The following is a 15,884-nucleotide window of genomic DNA, read 5'->3' as shown; positions in this document are numbered from 1 at the left end:
GGCACCTGTTCCAGCGCAGGCCACTGTTTGAGGCCCTAGAATGTAACTCGATAACCATCCCATTTCAACCCATGACCTTGCAGTGCCTGCCCCTTGCGCCCTCCGAACTGGGCGAATCGCCGTTCTGGCACCCCGAGGAAAAATGCCTCTATTGGTGTGACATACAGGGACTGGCGGTGCACGCCTGGACCCCGGGGGACGGCCGCCACCGGCAATGGAAGACTCCCAGCGAACCCGGCTGCTGCGCGCCCGCCGCCGACAAAAAAATAGTAATCGGGTTACGGGACGGCTTTTACCTGCTGGACACCACCACCGGCGCGTTCACCCTGCTGGCCCTGCTGCCCCCCGCCCGCCACGACACCCGCGTGCTGCGCCTGAACGATGGTCGCTGCGATGCGGCGGGCCGGTTCTGGGCGGGGTCGGTCATCAGCCCGCGCACGGCCCCCGACGCCGCGCTCTGGCGCCTGGAGGTGGCCGAGGGTGGTTACCGCGTGCACTACATGGCGGGCGACAACTTCACCGCCAACGGCCTCGCGTTCAGCCCCGACAACCGGTATCTGTACTGGTCCAACACCCCGGAGCACCGCATCGACCGGTTTGACTTCGATGTGGCGACGGGCGCCATCGCCAACCGACAGCCCTGGGTGCAGTTCGACCGCAAGGTGGAAGGCCAGCGCTACGGCGGCCGGCCGGATGGCGCGGCGGTGGATGTGGAAGGCAACTACTGGGTGGCGATGTACGAGGGGGCCTGTGTGCTGCAGCTGTCTCCAGCGGGGCAAGTGCTGCAGCGCATTGAAGTGCCAGTGCAGTGCCCGACCATGGTGTGTTTTGGAGGGGCGGATTTGCGGACGCTGTACATCACGTCGGCGCGGGCGGGAAGGCCGGTGGAGGAACAGGAGGCGGCGATTCCTGCGGGGTCGCTCTTGAGCGTACGGGTCACGGTGACCGGTCTTCCGGTGAACCGCTTCAAGGCCTGAACCGGGCAGGCGAAGGCGCGCGGGGCGGGGCCTCGCGGCATATTGCCCATTCAAAGTTGAGCGCAGTAGACGTCGCGACTGCCGAACTTACCGGGTGAGCACCGGGCGGGGGCCAGCGCGACTTTTCAACCCTTGCTCCCAGTCCGTCCGCCGGGTCCGCATCAGGATCAGCACACCCAGAACCGTTCCGATGGGGAATGCAAAAAGCAGCAGGATTCCGAGAGTTCGCGATAAATTCCGACCCCACAAATGGCCGGAGCGGACACCACGCAATGCGGCGCAATGAAGCACGAAAGGCGTGCCGAAGATGCCCGCAAGAATCAACACTCCGCTTCCACTCGCGTTGTCACCGGCCAAGTAAATGACGCAAAGCAGCGCCGCGCCGATGCCGTAGAAGATTGACAGCCCGAAGTGGATTCGGGCGAGCGACCTGTTCATGAACTGCTCCTTTTGGCGGGATCGTTCCTGTGCACCATACCCGCCCCGCCATGCATGCGCCGCCGCAGCCGCGTGCGGTGCCAGCCGAGGCGACGAAGCCCACGGCTCAATCACCCGTTTTCATCGCCCCCAGCACGTCATAACACGCCCCCATGTTGTGATAGTCCACCTTCCCCGCGTTGCTCTTCTCTCGCGTGTGGTTGCGGTTGGCACCGTCGAGGACGCGAAACCACGCGCCGTGTTCGTGGTCCACGAAGTGCTCCCAGCAATACGCCCAGATTCGGTCGTACCAGTCCCAATAGCGCTCGTCGCCCGTGCGCACAGCCAGCACCGTCGCAGCCGCCATGCTCTCGGCCTGCACCCAGTGGTATTTGCCGTCGTCGCAGATGCTGCCGTCGGGCGCCATGCCGTAGACGATGCCGCCGTGCACGGCATCCCAGCCCTTCTCCAGCGCTGTGTCGAAGAGGAAGCGCGCGCAGGGCAGATGCCAGTCCGCCGGCGCCAGGGCGTCCAGTTGCAGCAGCAGCTTGGCCCATTCGGTCTGGTGGCCCCAGGGGCGGAAGATGTTGCTGCGGTCGTGGCGGTTGTAGTCCCAGTCCACCGACCAGTCGGCGTGGTAGTGCTCCCACACCCAGCCCTCGGCGGCAGGGGCCGAGGTGCGGTCCGACAACGCGGCCTGGCGCTGGCAGATGCCCTGCGCGAGCTGTTCGGCGCGCTGGATATAGCGCTGCTCGCCGGTGGCGCGAAAAGCCGAGATCATGGCCTCACAGGCGTGCATGTTGGCGTTCTGGCCCCGGTAGTCCGCCAGCACCCAGTCGGGCGACGCCTCATCGGCGTACAAGCCCTGCGCGGGCTGCCAGAAGTGCTGCCCGGCGGTGTCGAAAGCCTCGGCCAGCCAGGCGCGGGCCTCGGGCACGCCGGCCTCGAACGCACGCGCGTACGCCAGCATCACGAAGGCCATGCCGTAGCAGTGCCGCGTGGCATCGAGCACAGTGGCGCGGCCATCGTGCCAGTCAATCAGCCATGCATAGCCGCCCGTGGCGGGGTTGAGGAAGGCGTCGCGCACAAACTGCAGCGCGTGCCGCATGCTGGCCTGGTAGCGCGCCTCGCCCGTGGTGCGGTACAGCATGGCGTGCGTGACCACAAAACGCGTGGCGCTGACCAGGTGGCGGGTGCGCGTGTCGTACACCGTGCCGTCGTCCAGGAAGAAGTGGTGCATGCCGCCGCTCGCGTCGGTGGCCACGGGCTCGTAGAACGCCATGGTCTGGCGGATGTGCGCGCGCAGGAAGTCGGCGGACCGGAAATCCGGCCGGGGTGCGGTCATGGTGTCTCCTCGAAAAATCGCCAGTGCCCGTGGTCGCGCCGCCACAGGACGGCCGCCACCGGTCTTTGTCAAATGCCGGCGCGCAGCCGGGCGAGCAACCCGGCGGTGGAACCGTCGAGCCCTGCGGCATCGCCGCTGGCCAGGCGCGCCTCGATGTCCTTGGCCAGCACCTTGCCCAGTTCCACGCCCCACTGGTCGAAGCTGTTGATGCCCCACAGGCTGCCGCTCACGAACACGCGGTGTTCCTGCAGCGCGATCAGCGCGCCCAGCGACGCGGGGGTGAGCGCATCCAGCAGCAGGAAGGTGCTGGGCCGGTTGCCCGGGAAGTGGCGGTGGCCGTCCTCCCCGTCCTTGCCCACCATCAGCGCCTGGGCCTGCGCCAGGGCGTTGGCCAGCAGCTTGTCGTGGTGGCCTTCCAGTGGATGGGTGGGCTGGCGCACGGCGATGAGCTCCAGCGGCAGCACGTCGGTGCCCTGGTGCAGCATCTGGAAGAACGCGTGCTGGCCGTTGGTACCCGGCTCGCCCCACAGCACGGGCGACGTGGCATAGGGCAGCGGCTGGCCGTCCAGCCCCACGCGCTTGCCGTTGCTTTCCATCTCGAGCTGCTGCAGATAGGCCGGCAGGCGGCGCAATGCCGCGTGGTAGGGCGCGATACAGCGGCTGGTGAAGCCATGGAAGTTGCGGTACCAGATGTCCAGCAGGCCCAGGCGCACCGGCAGGTTCTGCGCCAGGGGCGCCGTGCGAAAGTGCTCGTCCATGGCGTGCGCTCCGGCGAGCAGATCGCGGAAGCCCGCAGAGCCAATCGCGATCGCGATGGGCAGGCCAATGGCCGACCACAGCGAATAGCGCCCGCCCACCCAGTCCCAGAAGCCGAAGGTGGTGGTGATGCCCAGCGCCTTCGCGGCATCGACATTGGTGGTGAGCGCCGCAAAGTGGCGCCCCACATCCTGACCACCTTGCGCCACAAACCAGGCCAGCGCCGAGCGCGCGTTGGTCATGGTTTCTGCGGTGGTGAAGGTCTTGGAGGCGATGAGGAACAGCGTGTTCTCGGCCTTGAGCGACTGCATCACCGTGTGCAGTTCGTGGCCGTCCACGTTGGAGACAAAGTGCAGCCGCTTGCCCCGCGCGCGGAACTGCTCCAGCGCCAGCACGGCCATGTGCGGGCCCAGGTCCGAACCGCCGATGCCGATGTTCACCACGTCGGTGATGGCGCCATCCGCACGCACCGTGTCGGCATAGGCCAGCATGGCATCCAGCGTGGTGTGCACCTGGGCCAGCTTCTGCGCGATGTCCGGCCCGTCGCCGGGCAGCGCCAGGCCCCGGGGCCGGCGCAGCAGCGTGTGCAGCACGGCGCGCCCTTCGGTGCTGTTGATGGGCTGGCCACCGAACATGGCGTCGCGGTGCTGTTCCAGGCCACAGGCGCGGGCCATGTCCAGCAGCAGCGCCTCGGTGGCGGCGTCCCACAGGTTCTTGGAAAGATCCGCAAACACCTCGGGCGCGTGCTGGCTGAAGTGCCCAAACCGCTGCGCATCGCTGGCAAAGGCCTCCCGCAGGTCCAGACGGCTGCCATCTGCGGTGAACGCGGCCTGCAACTGAGGCCACTCTAGGGTTTGGTCGCAACGGAGGGAGGGCATGGTGGATTCAGGATATCGGGGAGGTGAAAACCGGCGAGATAGTAACTTGATTACACAATTTTTCTGATACTTTTCTGCACACGAACTGTCAAAAAACGTTTACAGCCTCTACAGCTACACAACCCAATGTAACGAGATTACAATTTCCAGCCTCAGACGCACACAACACCCTGATATGGAGACCCCATGAGTTTTGACCTTGTCCTGTTCGGTGGAACAGGTGATCTGGCGTGGCGCAAACTCATGCCGGCGTTGTTCCAGGCGTTCCGGCACGGAACGCTGCCCGAGGGAGGCCGCATCATTGCGGTGGCGCGCGACGAGCTGAGCCATGAACAATACCGCAGCCTGATCCAGTCGCGCTTTGACAGCGTGGATCTGGCCAAGCGCCCCACCCCGGACGAGTTCGAACGCTTCGGCGCCCTGCTGCACTACCTGCGCATGGACCTGTCGCAAACGCAGGACTACGCGCGCCTGGCCACCTTGCTGCACGAGCGCGCCGCCGACACCGTGGTGATGTACGTGGCCACCGCGCCCAGCCTTTTCACCAACGTGTGCGAACAGATCGCCGCCGTGGGCCTGAACGGCCCCGCCACCCGCGTGGTGCTGGAAAAGCCCCTGGGCCACGACCTCAAATCCAACCAGGCCATCAACGACACGCTGCGCCGCGTGCTCAAGGAAGAGCAGGTCTTTCGCATCGACCACTACCTGGGCAAGCCCGCGGTGCAGAACCTGTTTGCGATGCGCTTTGGCAACGCGCTGTTCGAGCCACTGTGGCGGCGCGAGAACATCGCCAACATCCAGATCACCATCGCCGAGGAGCTGGGCGTGGAAACGCGCGGCGCCTTCTACGACCAGACCGGCGCGCTGCGCGACATGGTGCAGAACCACGCGCTGCAGCTGCTGTGCGCCATCGGCATGGAGCCGCCCATCAACTCCAGCGCCAATGCGATCCGCGACGAGAAGCTCAAGGTGCTGCAGTCGCTCAAGCCCTGGAGCATGGAGACCATTGGCCAGCACGTGATCCGCGGCCAGTACGCCGCGGGCAAGACCCACGGGCACAACGTGCCGGGCTACCTGCAGGAAAAAGGCGTGGCCAGCGACAGCACCACCGAGACCTTCGTGGCGCTGCGCACCGAGATCAGCAACTGGCGCTGGGCCGGCGTGCCGTTCTACATCCGCACCGGCAAGCGCCTGGCGGGGCGCGATGCGCACATCGTCGTCAACTTCCGCCCCGTGCCGCACCCCATCTTCAAGATGCCCTCGGGCGCGGTGAACCGGCTGGTGATCAACCTGCAGCCCAGGGACGGCCTGGAGCTGCACCTGCTGGCCCAGGGCGCGGCCCAGCACCAGACCGAACCCGCGCTGTCGCAGGTGGCGCTGAACCTGGACTTCGACCAGCGCTTCGGCACCGAGCGCGTGGGCGCGTACGAGCGCCTGCTGCTGGACGTGATCGCCGGGCGGCTGAACCTGTTCGTGCGCAGCGACGAACAGGAGGAAGCCTGGCGCTGGGTGGAGCCCATCCTGCAGCACTGGAAGAACGACCCCGCGGGCCCGCGGCCGTACGCACCGGGCAGCTGGGGCCCGAGCGCCGCCAGCGCCATGATCGCGCGCGACGGGCATTGCTGGAGCGAAGAGATGTGATGCCATGGAAAAGAAAGGCCCTGCGGGGCCTTTCTTGCTCCCGGCCCCGGCGGTCTAGCGCCTGACGGGCCCCGGCCCCACCAGCTCGATCGGCAGACCGTCCGGATCGGCGAAGAAAGTAAACGACGCGCCCGTGAACGGATCGATGCGCACCGGCTCTGCCGCCACGCCATGCGCGGCCAATGCCGCCAGACTGGCGTCCATATCCGCCACGCGCAAGGCCAAGTGGCGCAGGCCGCAGGCCTCGGGATACGACGGGCGGGCCGGCGGGTTCGGAAAGGAAAACAGCTCCACCTGCGAACCATCGGGCAATTGCAGGTCCAGCTTGTACGACTCGCGCTCGGCACGGAACACCTCGTTCACCACCGGCAGGCCCAGCACCTCGGTGTAGAAGCGGCGCGAGCGTGCGTAGTCGCTGGCGATGATGGCCACATGGTGCACACCGCTGACCTGCAAGGCGGGGCCGCTCATCCTCCGGAGCCCGCGATGTCCAGCGCGCGCGACGCGCCGTGCAGCGCGGGCGTGGCGCTCGGATCGATGACCCAGCAGGGTATCGACGCGAGGTACGGCTGAAACCGCCCCTTGGCCTCGAACCGCGCGCGGAAGGAGGATTTGTCGAACCACGCGCCCAGGCGCGGCACCATGCCCCCGCCGATGAAGACGCCCCCGCGTGCCCCCAGGGTGAGTGCCAGGTTGCCCGCCACGCTGCCCAGAAAGCCGCAGAAAAGATCCAGCGCCTCCAGCGCCAGCGCGTCGTGGGACTGCAGTGCCAGCTCGGTCACCTGGGCGGCCGAGCTGACCTCCTTGCCACCCCGCTGCGCGAGGCGGCGCAGCGCGTGGTACAGGTCCACCAGCCCCGCACCACACACAGCGCGCTCGGCCGACACATGGCCGTAGCGCTCCTGCAGGATGGCCAGCACATCGAATTCGCGCTGCGTCTGCGCCGCCAGCGACACATGCCCGCCCTCCCCCGACAAGGGCACGCCGTTGCTGGAGCCGGGCGGGAACACCAGCCCCGACACGCCCAGGCCCGTGCCCGGGCCCAGCAACGCTATCGCGGCGCCCGGCACCGCCTCGCCGCCGCCCACGGGGCGCAGCAGGTCGGGCGTGAGCAGGGGCAGCGCCAGTGCCAGTGCGGTGAAGTCGTTGATGACCACCAGCCGCTCGAAACCAAACGCCTCGCGCACCGCACGCTGCGAAAAGCTCCAGCTGTGGTTGGTCATGCGGATCGCGTCGCCCGTGACGGGGTTGGCAATGCCGAAAGCCGCCTCGCGCGGGGTGGGCACACCCACTTCTTTCAGATAGGCCGCCAGCGCGGCATCCACGGTGGGGAACTGCGCGCAGGGCAGCACCCGCGTGTCGTTCAAGGGACCGCCCGGCTCGTTCTGCCAGGCCAGCCGGATGTTGGTGCCGCCGATGTCGGCGAGAAGGCGCTGAGGGTGCATAGGAAAAAGATGGAGACCAAAGGTCACACGCCCCGCTGCCCTGCGGCAGACGGCGGCCCGTGGATCATGAATGCTATTATTTATATAGCTATTCGCGCTTTATGGACAAGCGCTGGAGCCTCTTTTTACCTGAATTACCTCTCCAGGCAAAGACCAAAGCCCCTTCTTGCGGCGACCCAGCGGCGGGAGGCTCGTCCTTCTCAGCCCGTCAATCGCTCTTCGGACTTCGCATCGAACCAGTGGGCGTTGGCCGGTGCCACCGTCAGGCCCACCTGGTCGCCCGGCTGCACCCGGGTTTGTGCGTCGGTGCGCAGCGTGACGCTGCCTGCGGCGGTGTCCACCATCACGTAGGTGTCGGGGCCCGTGGGCTCCACCACGCTCACCTGCCCGCGCCAGGGCGCACCGTCCTGCAGCTGCAGGTGCTCGGGGCGCACGCCCAGCAGCATCTCCGCGGCGCCCGTGGGCGGTGCCAGGTCCAGCGCAGCGCCCACGATGCCAAACTGACCGCCGGCCTGCACGCCACCGCGCAGCAGGTTCATGGTGGGCGAGCCGATGAAGGTCGCCACGTAGGTGTTGGCCGGGCGGTTGTAGATCTCGTCGGGGGTGCCCAGCTGCTGCACGACGCCGCCCTTCATCACCGCGATGCGCGAGCCCAGGGTCATGGCCTCGACCTGGTCGTGCGTCACGTACACGCTGGTGATGCCACTGGCCTGGTGCAGGCGCTTGATCTCGGCGCGCATCTCCACGCGCAGCTTGGCGTCCAGATTGGACAGCGGCTCGTCGAACAAAAAGAGCTGCGGCTGGCGCGCCAGCGCCCGGCCCATGGCCACGCGCTGGCGCTGGCCTCCCGAGAGCTGGCTGGGCCGGCGGTCCAGCAGGTGGCTGATCTGCAGCATGGCCGCCACTTCGTCGATGCGCTTTTGCCGCTCGGGCCTGGGCATCTTGCGCATCTCCAGCGCAAAGCCGATGTTGTCGGCCACGGACAGCGTGGGGTACAGCGCGTAGCTTTGGAACACCATGGCGATGTCCCGGTCGCGCGGGGGCATGCCCACCACGTTCTTGCCGGCGATGCGGATCTCGCCCTCGGTGGGCTCGTCCAGGCCCGCAATGATGTTCAGCAGCGTGGACTTTCCGCAGCCCGAGGGGCCGACCAGGATGAGGAACTCGCCTGGCGCGACGTGGATGTCCACCTTGCGCAGCACCTCCACGCTCTTGTCGCCCTTGCCAAAACGCTTGTTGATGCCTGCGATGTCGAGTGATGACGCCATGATCTCTACTTACCTTCTTAACCTTTGACGGCGCCGGCAGTGAGCCCGCGCACAAAAAACTTACCGGCCAGCACATAGATCACCATCGTGGGCAGGCCCGCGATGATCGCGGCCGCCATGTCCACGTTGTAGGCCTTCACGCTGCTGCTGGTGTTGGCCAGGTTGTTCAGGCCCACGGTCACCGGCTTGGAGTCGGTGCCCGAGAACACCACCCCGAACAGGAAGTCGTTCCAGATGTTGGTGAACTGCCAGATCAGCGTGACCATGATGATGGGCGTGGACAGCGGCAGCACGATGCGCCAGAAGATCTGGAAGAAGCTCGCGCCGTCCATGCGCGCGGCGTTCACCAGCTCTTTCGGAATGGCCGCGTAGTAGTTGCGAAAGAACAGCGTGGTGCCGGCCAGCCCCGCCAGGCAGTGCACCAGCACCAGGCCCGTGATGGAGCTCGACAGCCCCAGCCAGCCGAGCACCTGGCTCATCGGCAGCAGCACCACCTGGAAGGGCATGAACACGCCGAACAGCAGCATGCCGAACAGCGCATCGCTGCCCCGGAACTTCCACAGGCTGAGCACGTAGCCGTTGAGCGCGCCCCACACGGTGGAGATCAGCACCGCCGGCACGGCCATGGCCACCGAGTTCAGGAAGAACGGGCGCAGGCCGTTGCAGTCCACGCCGGTGCAGGCGCTGGACCACGCGGTGCCCCAGGCCGACCAGTTCAGCGCGGCGGGCAAGGCCAGCAGCGACGTGCTGCGGATCTCCTCGGCGTCCTTGAAAGACGTGACCAGCATCGCGTACAGCGGCAGCAGGAAAAAGGCGGTGGCCAGGGCCAGCACCGCGTAGACCAGCAGGCGGCCCACGGAAGGAAATACAGAAGGCTTAGCGGTCATGGGGCTTGGTCCGCAGTTCGCTGTAGAGATAAGGAATGACCAGCGCCGCCACGGTGGCCAGCATCATGGTCGCGCTGGCCGCGCCCAGGCCGATCTGGCCGCGCGAGAACGACATGGTGTACATGAACGTTGCGGGCACGTCGGTGGCAAAGCCGGGGCCACCGGCCGTGAGTGCCATCACCAGGTCGAAGCTCTTGATCGCCAGGTGCGACAGCACCATGAGCGTGGAGAAGAACACCGGCCGCAGCGCGGGCAGCACGATGCGCCAGTAGATGCGCGGCAGCGATGCGCCATCGACCTGCGCGGCCTTGATGATGCTGTCGTCGATGCCGCGCAGGCCGGCGAGGAACAGCGCCATCGCAAAGCCCGCGCTCTGCCAGATGCCGGCGATCACCACGCAGTAGATGGCCATCTCGGTATCGACAAGCCAGCCGAATTCAAAGTGAGGAAAGCCCCAGTCGCGCACCATTTTTTCGATGCCCAGGCCCGGGTTCAGCAGCCATTTCCAGGCCGTGCCCGTGACCACGAAGGACAGCGCCATCGGGTACAGGTAGATCGTGCGCAGCGCGCCCTCGGCGCGGATTTTCTGGTCCAGCAGCACGGCCAGCACCACGCCGATGGCCAGGGACCCGCCCACGTAGCCCACGCCGAAGATGCCCAGGTTCTTCAAGGCCACCCACCAGCGGTCCATCTCCCACAGGCGCTCGTACTGCGCCAGGCCCGCCCACTCGTAGTTGGGCAGCATGCGCGAAACGGTCAGGCTCAATACGCCGTTCCACAGCATCAGGCCGTAGATGAACGCAAAACCCAGAACAAAAGCCGGTGTCACGACCAGCTTGGGCAACCATGTCTCGAACGTATTCTTGGTCATCGCCGGGCCCCCCCATGGTGAAGAAACATCCCCCTCGGGGGCAGCGACCCGCGCGGCGGCGGAGCGTGGGGGTCATTTTTCATGGCTGCGAAAAAATTTCTGGCATGTGCCTGCATATGAAAAAAAGGGGGGCACGCACAGAGTGCCCCCCAAAGAACAAAGTCACCTCTGACTAACTCGCTAACTCACTTCACCATTCCATGTCCGGGCCACAGGGGCCGCCGCGCCGGGCCAAGCCCCGCGCCGCGCCTCCCTGCGGCCCGAAGTGGAATCACTTACCACCAGACCTCGTACTGCACACCCACCAGCGTGCGCGAAGTCTTGCCGTTGGCACCGAAGGTGGCCGCATTGGCCACGGCGGCGGCCTGGTTCCAGTTGGCCTTGGTTACATACAGGCGCAGCTCGGGGCGCGACCAGAAATCTTCCGACAGGGCCAGGGCACCCGCCAGCGTGACCTTGGACAGGCGCTGGTCGGGGCCCGTGCCCTTGCGCGTGGTGGTGGACAGCTCGGCCAGCATCTTGAAGTTCTGCGTGAACGCGTACGAACCACGGCCGCCCAGCGAGAAGTCCTTGGTCTCCACGCCGGTCAGGTCGGCCTTGTTGGTCTGGTAGCCAATGAGCGCCTGGCCGCCGAAGGGGCCGCTTTGCCAGTTGATGGAGTCAGCGATGCGCGTGGAGCGCCGGCCGGGCCGGCTGCCGTCGATGGCCTCGAACTCCCCGTCGATGCGGGCATGGCCCCGCGAGGTCTGCAGGTACAGGGTATTGCTGATGCTGGGCAGCAGGAATTCCTTTTGCGTGTGCATCAGCGAGACGCCCGAGCCCGAGCCGCCATTGGCCTGGCCCTTGCCGCCCACGGCCGTCAGCAGCACGCGCAGCTTGCCGCCGGGGTTGGTGTTGATTTCCGACAGGTCGGCGTTGATGCGGTGCGCCTTGACGTTGTTGGGCAGGTTGCCGTCGAACTTGTCGCCGGTGAACACGCCCACACCCAGCTTCATGCCGCCGATCGGCACATCGGTCACGCCGGCGCCGATGTTGTCGCCGTAGTTGAGCAGGAAGTAGTCGACGATGTGCACGTCCTGGATCCGCAGGCGGCGCTGGCCGGCCCAGAACTTGGCCTCGGGCGAGAACGAGAAGCCGCTCATTTCCACGTAGGCCTGCTCGGTGCTGATGTCGCCGCTGCCCCACTTGGCGGGCATGTAGTTCACCTTCCACTTGATGCCGTTGGTCTCGAAGCCGCGCGCGAAGTTGACTTCGATGCCGTTGTCGCCCTCGTTGCCCAGGCGGAACTTCTGCAGCTCGCCGCCGAGCGACAGGTTGCCCTTGACGCCGTCGGAGTGGTTGAACACGGGACCACCCCGCGAGTAACCGTTCATCTCGAAGCCGGCAACTTCCAGTGCCATGGCTCCATTCATCGCGCATGCGGCGGCCAAAGCCACCGCCGTGAGGCGGTTTCTTTTCATCATGTTGATTCCCTCAGTGGTGGTGGTTTATTTGGTCTTCGCGGCGGTCGCGATCTTCTTCATGGCGTCGGCGACGCTCACCTTGTCGTCATTCCAGAACTGGCTGACCACGTCCTTGATGGCGCCTTCCGTGGCGGGCGCGATCGCCATGCCATGGGCCACGCTGGGCAGCAGGCTGCCGCTCTTGGCGGTGTCGGCGAAGTCCTTGGCCGAGGCCTTGGCGCAGTCGTCGAACTTGTCCATCTTCTGGCCGGCGCGCACCGGGATGGAGCCCTTGTTGAGGTTGAACACCTCCTGGAATTCGGGGCTCATGATGGAACTGGCCAGGTCGCTCTGCGCCTTCTGGGCAGCGGCATCCTTGAGCTTGAACAGGATGAACGAGTCCACGTTGAAGGTGAACGACGTGGTCGTGCCCGGCGCCGCGGCGCACAGGAAGTCCTTGCCCGGCGCCTTGTTGGCCGCCAGGAACTCGCCCTTGGCCCAGTCACCCATGAGCTGGAAGCCCGCCTTGCCCTGGATCAGCATGGCCGTGGCCAGATTCCAGTCGCGGCCGGGTGCGCCGGGGTCGGTGTATGACTTGATGCGGCGGAAGGTTTCCAGCGACTTCTTCATGGTGTCGCTGTTGATGGCCTTGTCATCGAGCTTGACCAGGGCGTCCTGGTAGAACTTGGGGCCGCCGACGCCCAGCACCACCGATTCGAAGGTGGTGAAATCCTGCCAGTTCTGGCCCCCGTGGGCCACGGGCACCAGGCCCGCGGCCTTGAGCTTGTCGGCGGCGGCGAAGAACTCGTCCCAGGTCTTGGGCATGGCGGTAACGCCGGCCTTCTTCAGGGCCTCGGAGCTGCCCCACATCCAGTTGACCCGGTGCACGTTGACGGGGGCCGCCACGTAGGCGCCCTTGTACTTCATGACATCGGCGACCACCTTGGGCAGCAGCTCGTCCCACTTCTCGGCCTTGGCCAGGGCGTCCATGTTGGCCAGCACGCCTTCGGAGGCCCACTCCTGGATGGCCGGGCCCTTGGTCTGCGCGGCCGAAGGCGGGTTGCCCGAGATCACGCGGCTCTTGAGCACGGTCATGGCGCTGTCGCCGCCGCCGCCGGCCACGGCGAAATCACGCCAGGTGTGGCCCTTGGCCTGCATGATCTTCTTGAGCTCGGCCACCGACTTGGCCTCGCCGCCCGAAGTCCAGTAATGCAGGACCTCGACCTCCCCCGCGCTGGCGGACATCGCTGCCGCCAGGCCCACCGCCACTGCGGCGATCTTTGTCATCTTCCACATACCCTTGTCTCCTCGATGTTTGAATCCGTTTGGTGCGCAGCAGACCGGTGCCGTTCAGCGCAGTCGGTACTTTAATTACAATAATTAATGAACATATCAGGACTTTCCCGGGGTGTGCTTTCTCCGCCAGGGCTCCACCCTGTTACCGGATTACGTGCGGCGCGCAGGCCCCGCCCCCGCGCCACCCCGGGCAGGCGGACCGGCGCAGCCGCGCAGGCCGCTTTGTTATGCTCAATCCCATGGCCACGATACTGATAGTCGAAGATGATGCCCTGTTGCTGGACGCGCTGACCGGGCAGCTGCAGCAGCTGGAGTTCGGCGTCTGCACGGCGTCGAGCGTGGCCGAGGCCACCGCCCTTTTGCAGGCGCAGGCGGTGGACGGCATCATCCTGGACCTGGGCCTGCCGGGCGCCGACGGCATGGAGCTGCTGACCTGGGCGCGCACCCACATCGCCGGCCTGCCGGTGCTGATTCTCACCGCGCGCGACGGCGTGGAGGACCGCGTGCTGGGCCTCAACGCCGGGGCCGATGACTACATCACAAAACCCTTCAACATGCAGGAGCTGCAGGCCCGCCTGCAGGCCATGCTGCGCCGCGCGCGGCAACCGGCGTTCACCCAGGCGAGCAGCGCCGGGGGCCCCGGCACCACCATCGGCCCCCTGGCGCTGGACCACGCCAGCCACAGCGCGGCCCTCGACGGCGAGCCGCTGGACCTCACCCAGCGCGAATGGGAGCTGCTGGAGCTGCTCGTGAACCGCTGCGGCGAGGTGGTCACGCGCGACGACGTGCTGGCCGCCTGGCGCGCCAGCCCGCCCGAGCCCGGGCAGACCGCCGCGCCGCTGAACTCCAATGCGCTGGAGGTCTACGTGCACCGGCTGCGCAAGAAGCTCGACCCGTCGCCGCTGAACATCCGCAACATCCGGGGCCTGGGCTACATGCTGGCGAAACCATGAACAACCCCCTGAGGCGCTGCGCGCCTTCCCCCTTCTCTCGCGCTGCGCGCGGGAAGGGAGACGCCGCCGGCGCGGCGGGGCGGCCCTTGCGCGGCGGCCCTGGCATCGGCCGCGCCAGTTTCATACGGCCTGCACTGGGCCACCACTGACATGCGGCAGGTCCCGGGGGTCTCCCTGCAGCGCAAGCTGCTGCTGTGGCTGCTGCTGCCCCAGCTCGTGCTGTGGCTGTCGGGCGGTTTCCTGGCGTGGCGCATCGCGCTGCAGAACGGCGAAAAGGGCATCGACCAGACGCTGACCCAGTCGGTGCGCGCGCTGGCGCGGCAGATCAAGCCCATTGGCGACGGGCTGCTGGTGGATTTCCCCAAGGCCGCGCAGGACATCCTGGAGCAGGACCCGGCCGACCGCATCACCTACATGGTGTCGTCCCCGCCCGGCCGCTTCCTGCTGGGCAATGCCCAGCTGCCCGCGCCGCCACCGGTGGAGGTGCGCGTGGGCGATCCGTACCTCTACCACGCGCGGGTGGACGACCGCCCCGTGCGCGTGGCGCTGCTCGACGTGGACTACGGCACGCCCCAGACGCGGCAGACCCTGCGCGTGCAGGTGGCCCAGAGCCTCACGGTGCGCGAACGCATCGCGCAGGAGCTGCTGGAGCAGATGGTGTTCCCGATGGGGCTGATGGGGCTGGCGCTGAGCGCGGTGGTCTACGCGGGCGTGCTGCGCGGCCTGCAGCCGCTCAAGCGCCTGGAGGCCCAGATCGAGCAGGCCGGCGCCCGGCCCCAGGCGGGCACCACGCCCCTGCCGCCCATCGAGCTGACCTCGGCCCCCCAGGAGGTGCATTCGCTGGCCAGCACCATCAACCGGCTGCTGGAGACCGTGGCTCGCGGGCAGCAAAAGGAAAAGCGCTTCCTCAACGATGCCGCGCACCAGCTGCGCACGCCGCTGGCGGGGCTCATCGGCCAGACCGAGCTGGCGCTGCACGAGAGCCATGAGCCCGCGGTGCAGGAGCGGCTGCACAAGGTGCTGTCGGCCGCGCAGCGCAGCGCCCACCTGGTGCACCAGCTGCTGCAGCTGGCGCGCTCGGAATCGAACGTGGAGATGCAGTCCATCGACCTGGCGGCGCTCGCGCGCGAGGTGGCCCGCGAATGGGCGGCCCGCGCCCTGGCGCAGGGCATGGACCTGGGCTATGAGGGCGACGACCAGCTGGCGGTGCAGGGCCACCCGCTGCTGCTGCGCGAGGCGCTCAACAACCTCATCGACAACGCGCTGCACTACGCGGGCGAAGGCGCCACCGTGACGGTGCGCGTGGGCCGCGAGGAGCCCGGACGCTGGGCCCTGCTGGTGGTGGAGGACGACGGGCCCGGCGTGCCGGCCGAGCACCTGGGCGATCTGTTCGCGCGGTTCTGGCGGGGGTCGGACAAGGCGGGCGGGTGCGGGCTGGGGCTGTCGATCGTGGAGGAGATCGCGCTGCGGCATGGGGGCCGGACGGTGGCCGAGGGGGTGGTGCCGAGGGGATTGCGGGTGGGGATGCGCTTGCCTGCGGGGTGAATCTTTAGGTGTTTTGGCTCCTGGCGCTTATCTATCAAGCGCTAGCAGCTATTGTTTTTATAGTTCACGCCGTGCCTGAGTGAAGGGCGGAGGCCGGGGTGTGCGCCCGGCGGCGCAGTGACTTTCTTTTGCTTCGCCAAAAGAAAGTCACCAAAGAAAAGGC

Annotated in this window: 14 protein-coding genes; 4 read left to right on the top strand and 10 right to left on the bottom strand. The window is 67.0% G+C overall.

Going from position 1 to position 15,884, the window contains the following annotated elements; all coding sequences use genetic code 11:
• Positions 1 to 71: 71 nt before the first annotated feature.
• Entirely contained in the window at positions 72 to 977 is a 906-nt protein-coding gene (locus tag AC07OC_RS19070; protein WP_494601956.1) for an SMP-30/gluconolactonase/LRE family protein, read from the top strand.
• Between the two features lie 87 nt (positions 978 to 1,064).
• Here the strand turns inward: AC07OC_RS19070 and AC07OC_RS19065 are convergent, their stop codons facing one another.
• The 3 genes from AC07OC_RS19065 to pgi all read right to left on the bottom strand — a co-directional run bounded on the left by AC07OC_RS19065 (position 1,065) and on the right by pgi (position 4,373).
• Positions 1,065 to 1,415, bottom strand: coding sequence for a hypothetical protein (locus AC07OC_RS19065; RefSeq protein ID WP_218293344.1), 351 nt, complete (start codon positions 1,413 to 1,415; stop codon positions 1,065 to 1,067).
• 106 nt (positions 1,416 to 1,521) lie between these two features.
• A complete protein-coding gene (locus AC07OC_RS19060) occupies positions 1,522 to 2,739 on the bottom strand; it encodes an AGE family epimerase/isomerase (protein ID WP_494601954.1) in 1,218 nt (405 codons plus the stop codon).
• 68 nt (positions 2,740 to 2,807) lie between these two features.
• The gene (gene pgi, locus AC07OC_RS19055; protein WP_494601952.1) at positions 2,808 to 4,373 is read right to left on the bottom strand and encodes a glucose-6-phosphate isomerase; all 1,566 of its coding nucleotides are present in this window, start codon (positions 4,371 to 4,373) and stop codon (positions 2,808 to 2,810) included.
• A 186-nt stretch (positions 4,374 to 4,559) separates the two neighbouring features.
• Here pgi and zwf point away from each other — a divergent pair, with 186 nt between their 5' ends.
• Positions 4,560 to 6,014 (top strand): glucose-6-phosphate dehydrogenase, encoded by a 1,455-nt coding sequence (zwf, locus tag AC07OC_RS19050; protein ID WP_218293341.1) that lies wholly within the window; start codon positions 4,560 to 4,562, stop codon positions 6,012 to 6,014.
• A 54-nt stretch (positions 6,015 to 6,068) separates the two neighbouring features.
• On the opposite strand, the gene gloA2 is transcribed toward zwf, so the two are convergent.
• The 7 genes from gloA2 to AC07OC_RS19015 all read right to left on the bottom strand — a co-directional run bounded on the left by gloA2 (position 6,069) and on the right by AC07OC_RS19015 (position 13,223).
• Positions 6,069 to 6,485, bottom strand: a complete 417-nt coding sequence (gene gloA2 / locus AC07OC_RS19045; protein ID WP_492244375.1) for an SMU1112c/YaeR family gloxylase I-like metalloprotein — start codon at positions 6,483 to 6,485, stop codon at positions 6,069 to 6,071.
• Entirely contained in the window at positions 6,482 to 7,459 is a 978-nt protein-coding gene (gene glk / locus AC07OC_RS19040) for a glucokinase (protein ID WP_218340417.1), read from the bottom strand. Before glk ends, gloA2 begins: the two co-directional genes overlap by 4 nt.
• A 200-nt stretch (positions 7,460 to 7,659) precedes the next feature.
• Positions 7,660 to 8,727 (bottom strand): ABC transporter ATP-binding protein, encoded by a 1,068-nt coding sequence (locus AC07OC_RS19035; RefSeq protein ID WP_218340418.1) that lies wholly within the window; start codon positions 8,725 to 8,727, stop codon positions 7,660 to 7,662.
• A 17-nt stretch (positions 8,728 to 8,744) separates the two neighbouring features.
• Complete coding sequence (locus AC07OC_RS19030) at positions 8,745 to 9,614, bottom strand: carbohydrate ABC transporter permease (RefSeq protein ID WP_218340419.1); 870 nt, start codon at positions 9,612 to 9,614, stop codon at positions 8,745 to 8,747.
• Positions 9,604 to 10,485 carry a carbohydrate ABC transporter permease gene (locus tag AC07OC_RS19025; protein WP_218293336.1) on the bottom strand — a complete coding sequence of 294 codons (882 nt, stop codon included), beginning with the start codon at positions 10,483 to 10,485 and terminating at the stop codon, positions 9,604 to 9,606. Before AC07OC_RS19025 ends, AC07OC_RS19030 begins: the two co-directional genes overlap by 11 nt.
• Positions 10,486 to 10,760: 275 nt before the next feature.
• Entirely contained in the window at positions 10,761 to 11,945 is a 1,185-nt protein-coding gene (locus AC07OC_RS19020; RefSeq protein ID WP_494601949.1) for a carbohydrate porin, read from the bottom strand.
• Between the two features lie 27 nt (positions 11,946 to 11,972).
• Positions 11,973 to 13,223 (bottom strand): ABC transporter substrate-binding protein, encoded by a 1,251-nt coding sequence (locus AC07OC_RS19015; protein ID WP_218340420.1) that lies wholly within the window; start codon positions 13,221 to 13,223, stop codon positions 11,973 to 11,975.
• Positions 13,224 to 13,462: 239 nt separating this feature from the next.
• Between AC07OC_RS19015 and AC07OC_RS19010 the strand changes: the two genes are divergently transcribed.
• Together AC07OC_RS19010 and AC07OC_RS19005 are read left to right on the top strand one after the other, a co-directional pair.
• Positions 13,463 to 14,176: a response regulator transcription factor gene (locus AC07OC_RS19010; RefSeq protein ID WP_218293334.1), complete on the top strand. Its 714-nt coding sequence runs from the start codon at positions 13,463 to 13,465 to the stop codon at positions 14,174 to 14,176.
• Positions 14,177 to 14,326: 150 nt separating this feature from the next.
• Positions 14,327 to 15,721, top strand: coding sequence for a sensor histidine kinase (locus tag AC07OC_RS19005; protein WP_218293333.1), 1,395 nt, complete (start codon positions 14,327 to 14,329; stop codon positions 15,719 to 15,721).
• The last annotated feature ends 163 nt before the right edge of the window (positions 15,722 to 15,884 follow it).

Source organism: Acidovorax sp. GW821-FHT10E04 (genome assembly GCF_059415185.1).
This window is presented reverse-complemented; position numbering and strand designations above follow the sequence as displayed.

Coding starts and splice junctions, on each gene's coding strand:
- glk (WP_218340417.1), bottom strand. CDS start 7,459: ATGCACCCTCAGCGCCTTCTCGCCGACATCGGCGGCACCAACATCCGG.
- AC07OC_RS19060 (WP_494601954.1), bottom strand. CDS start 2,739: ATGACCGCACCCCGGCCGGATTTCCGGTCCGCCGACTTCCTGCGCGCG.
- gloA2 (WP_492244375.1), bottom strand. CDS start 6,485: ATGAGCGGCCCCGCCTTGCAGGTCAGCGGTGTGCACCATGTGGCCATC.
- AC07OC_RS19070 (WP_494601956.1), top strand. CDS start 72: ATGACCTTGCAGTGCCTGCCCCTTGCGCCCTCCGAACTGGGCGAATCG.
- AC07OC_RS19015 (WP_218340420.1), bottom strand. CDS start 13,223: ATGTGGAAGATGACAAAGATCGCCGCAGTGGCGGTGGGCCTGGCGGCA.
- AC07OC_RS19030 (WP_218340419.1), bottom strand. CDS start 9,614: ATGACCGCTAAGCCTTCTGTATTTCCTTCCGTGGGCCGCCTGCTGGTC.
- AC07OC_RS19010 (WP_218293334.1), top strand. CDS start 13,463: ATGGCCACGATACTGATAGTCGAAGATGATGCCCTGTTGCTGGACGCG.
- zwf (WP_218293341.1), top strand. CDS start 4,560: ATGAGTTTTGACCTTGTCCTGTTCGGTGGAACAGGTGATCTGGCGTGG.
- AC07OC_RS19020 (WP_494601949.1), bottom strand. CDS start 11,945: ATGAAAAGAAACCGCCTCACGGCGGTGGCTTTGGCCGCCGCATGCGCG.
- AC07OC_RS19025 (WP_218293336.1), bottom strand. CDS start 10,485: ATGACCAAGAATACGTTCGAGACATGGTTGCCCAAGCTGGTCGTGACA.
- pgi (WP_494601952.1), bottom strand. CDS start 4,373: ATGCCCTCCCTCCGTTGCGACCAAACCCTAGAGTGGCCTCAGTTGCAG.
- AC07OC_RS19005 (WP_218293333.1), top strand. CDS start 14,327: ATGCGGCAGGTCCCGGGGGTCTCCCTGCAGCGCAAGCTGCTGCTGTGG.
- AC07OC_RS19065 (WP_218293344.1), bottom strand. CDS start 1,415: ATGAACAGGTCGCTCGCCCGAATCCACTTCGGGCTGTCAATCTTCTAC.
- AC07OC_RS19035 (WP_218340418.1), bottom strand. CDS start 8,727: ATGGCGTCATCACTCGACATCGCAGGCATCAACAAGCGTTTTGGCAAG.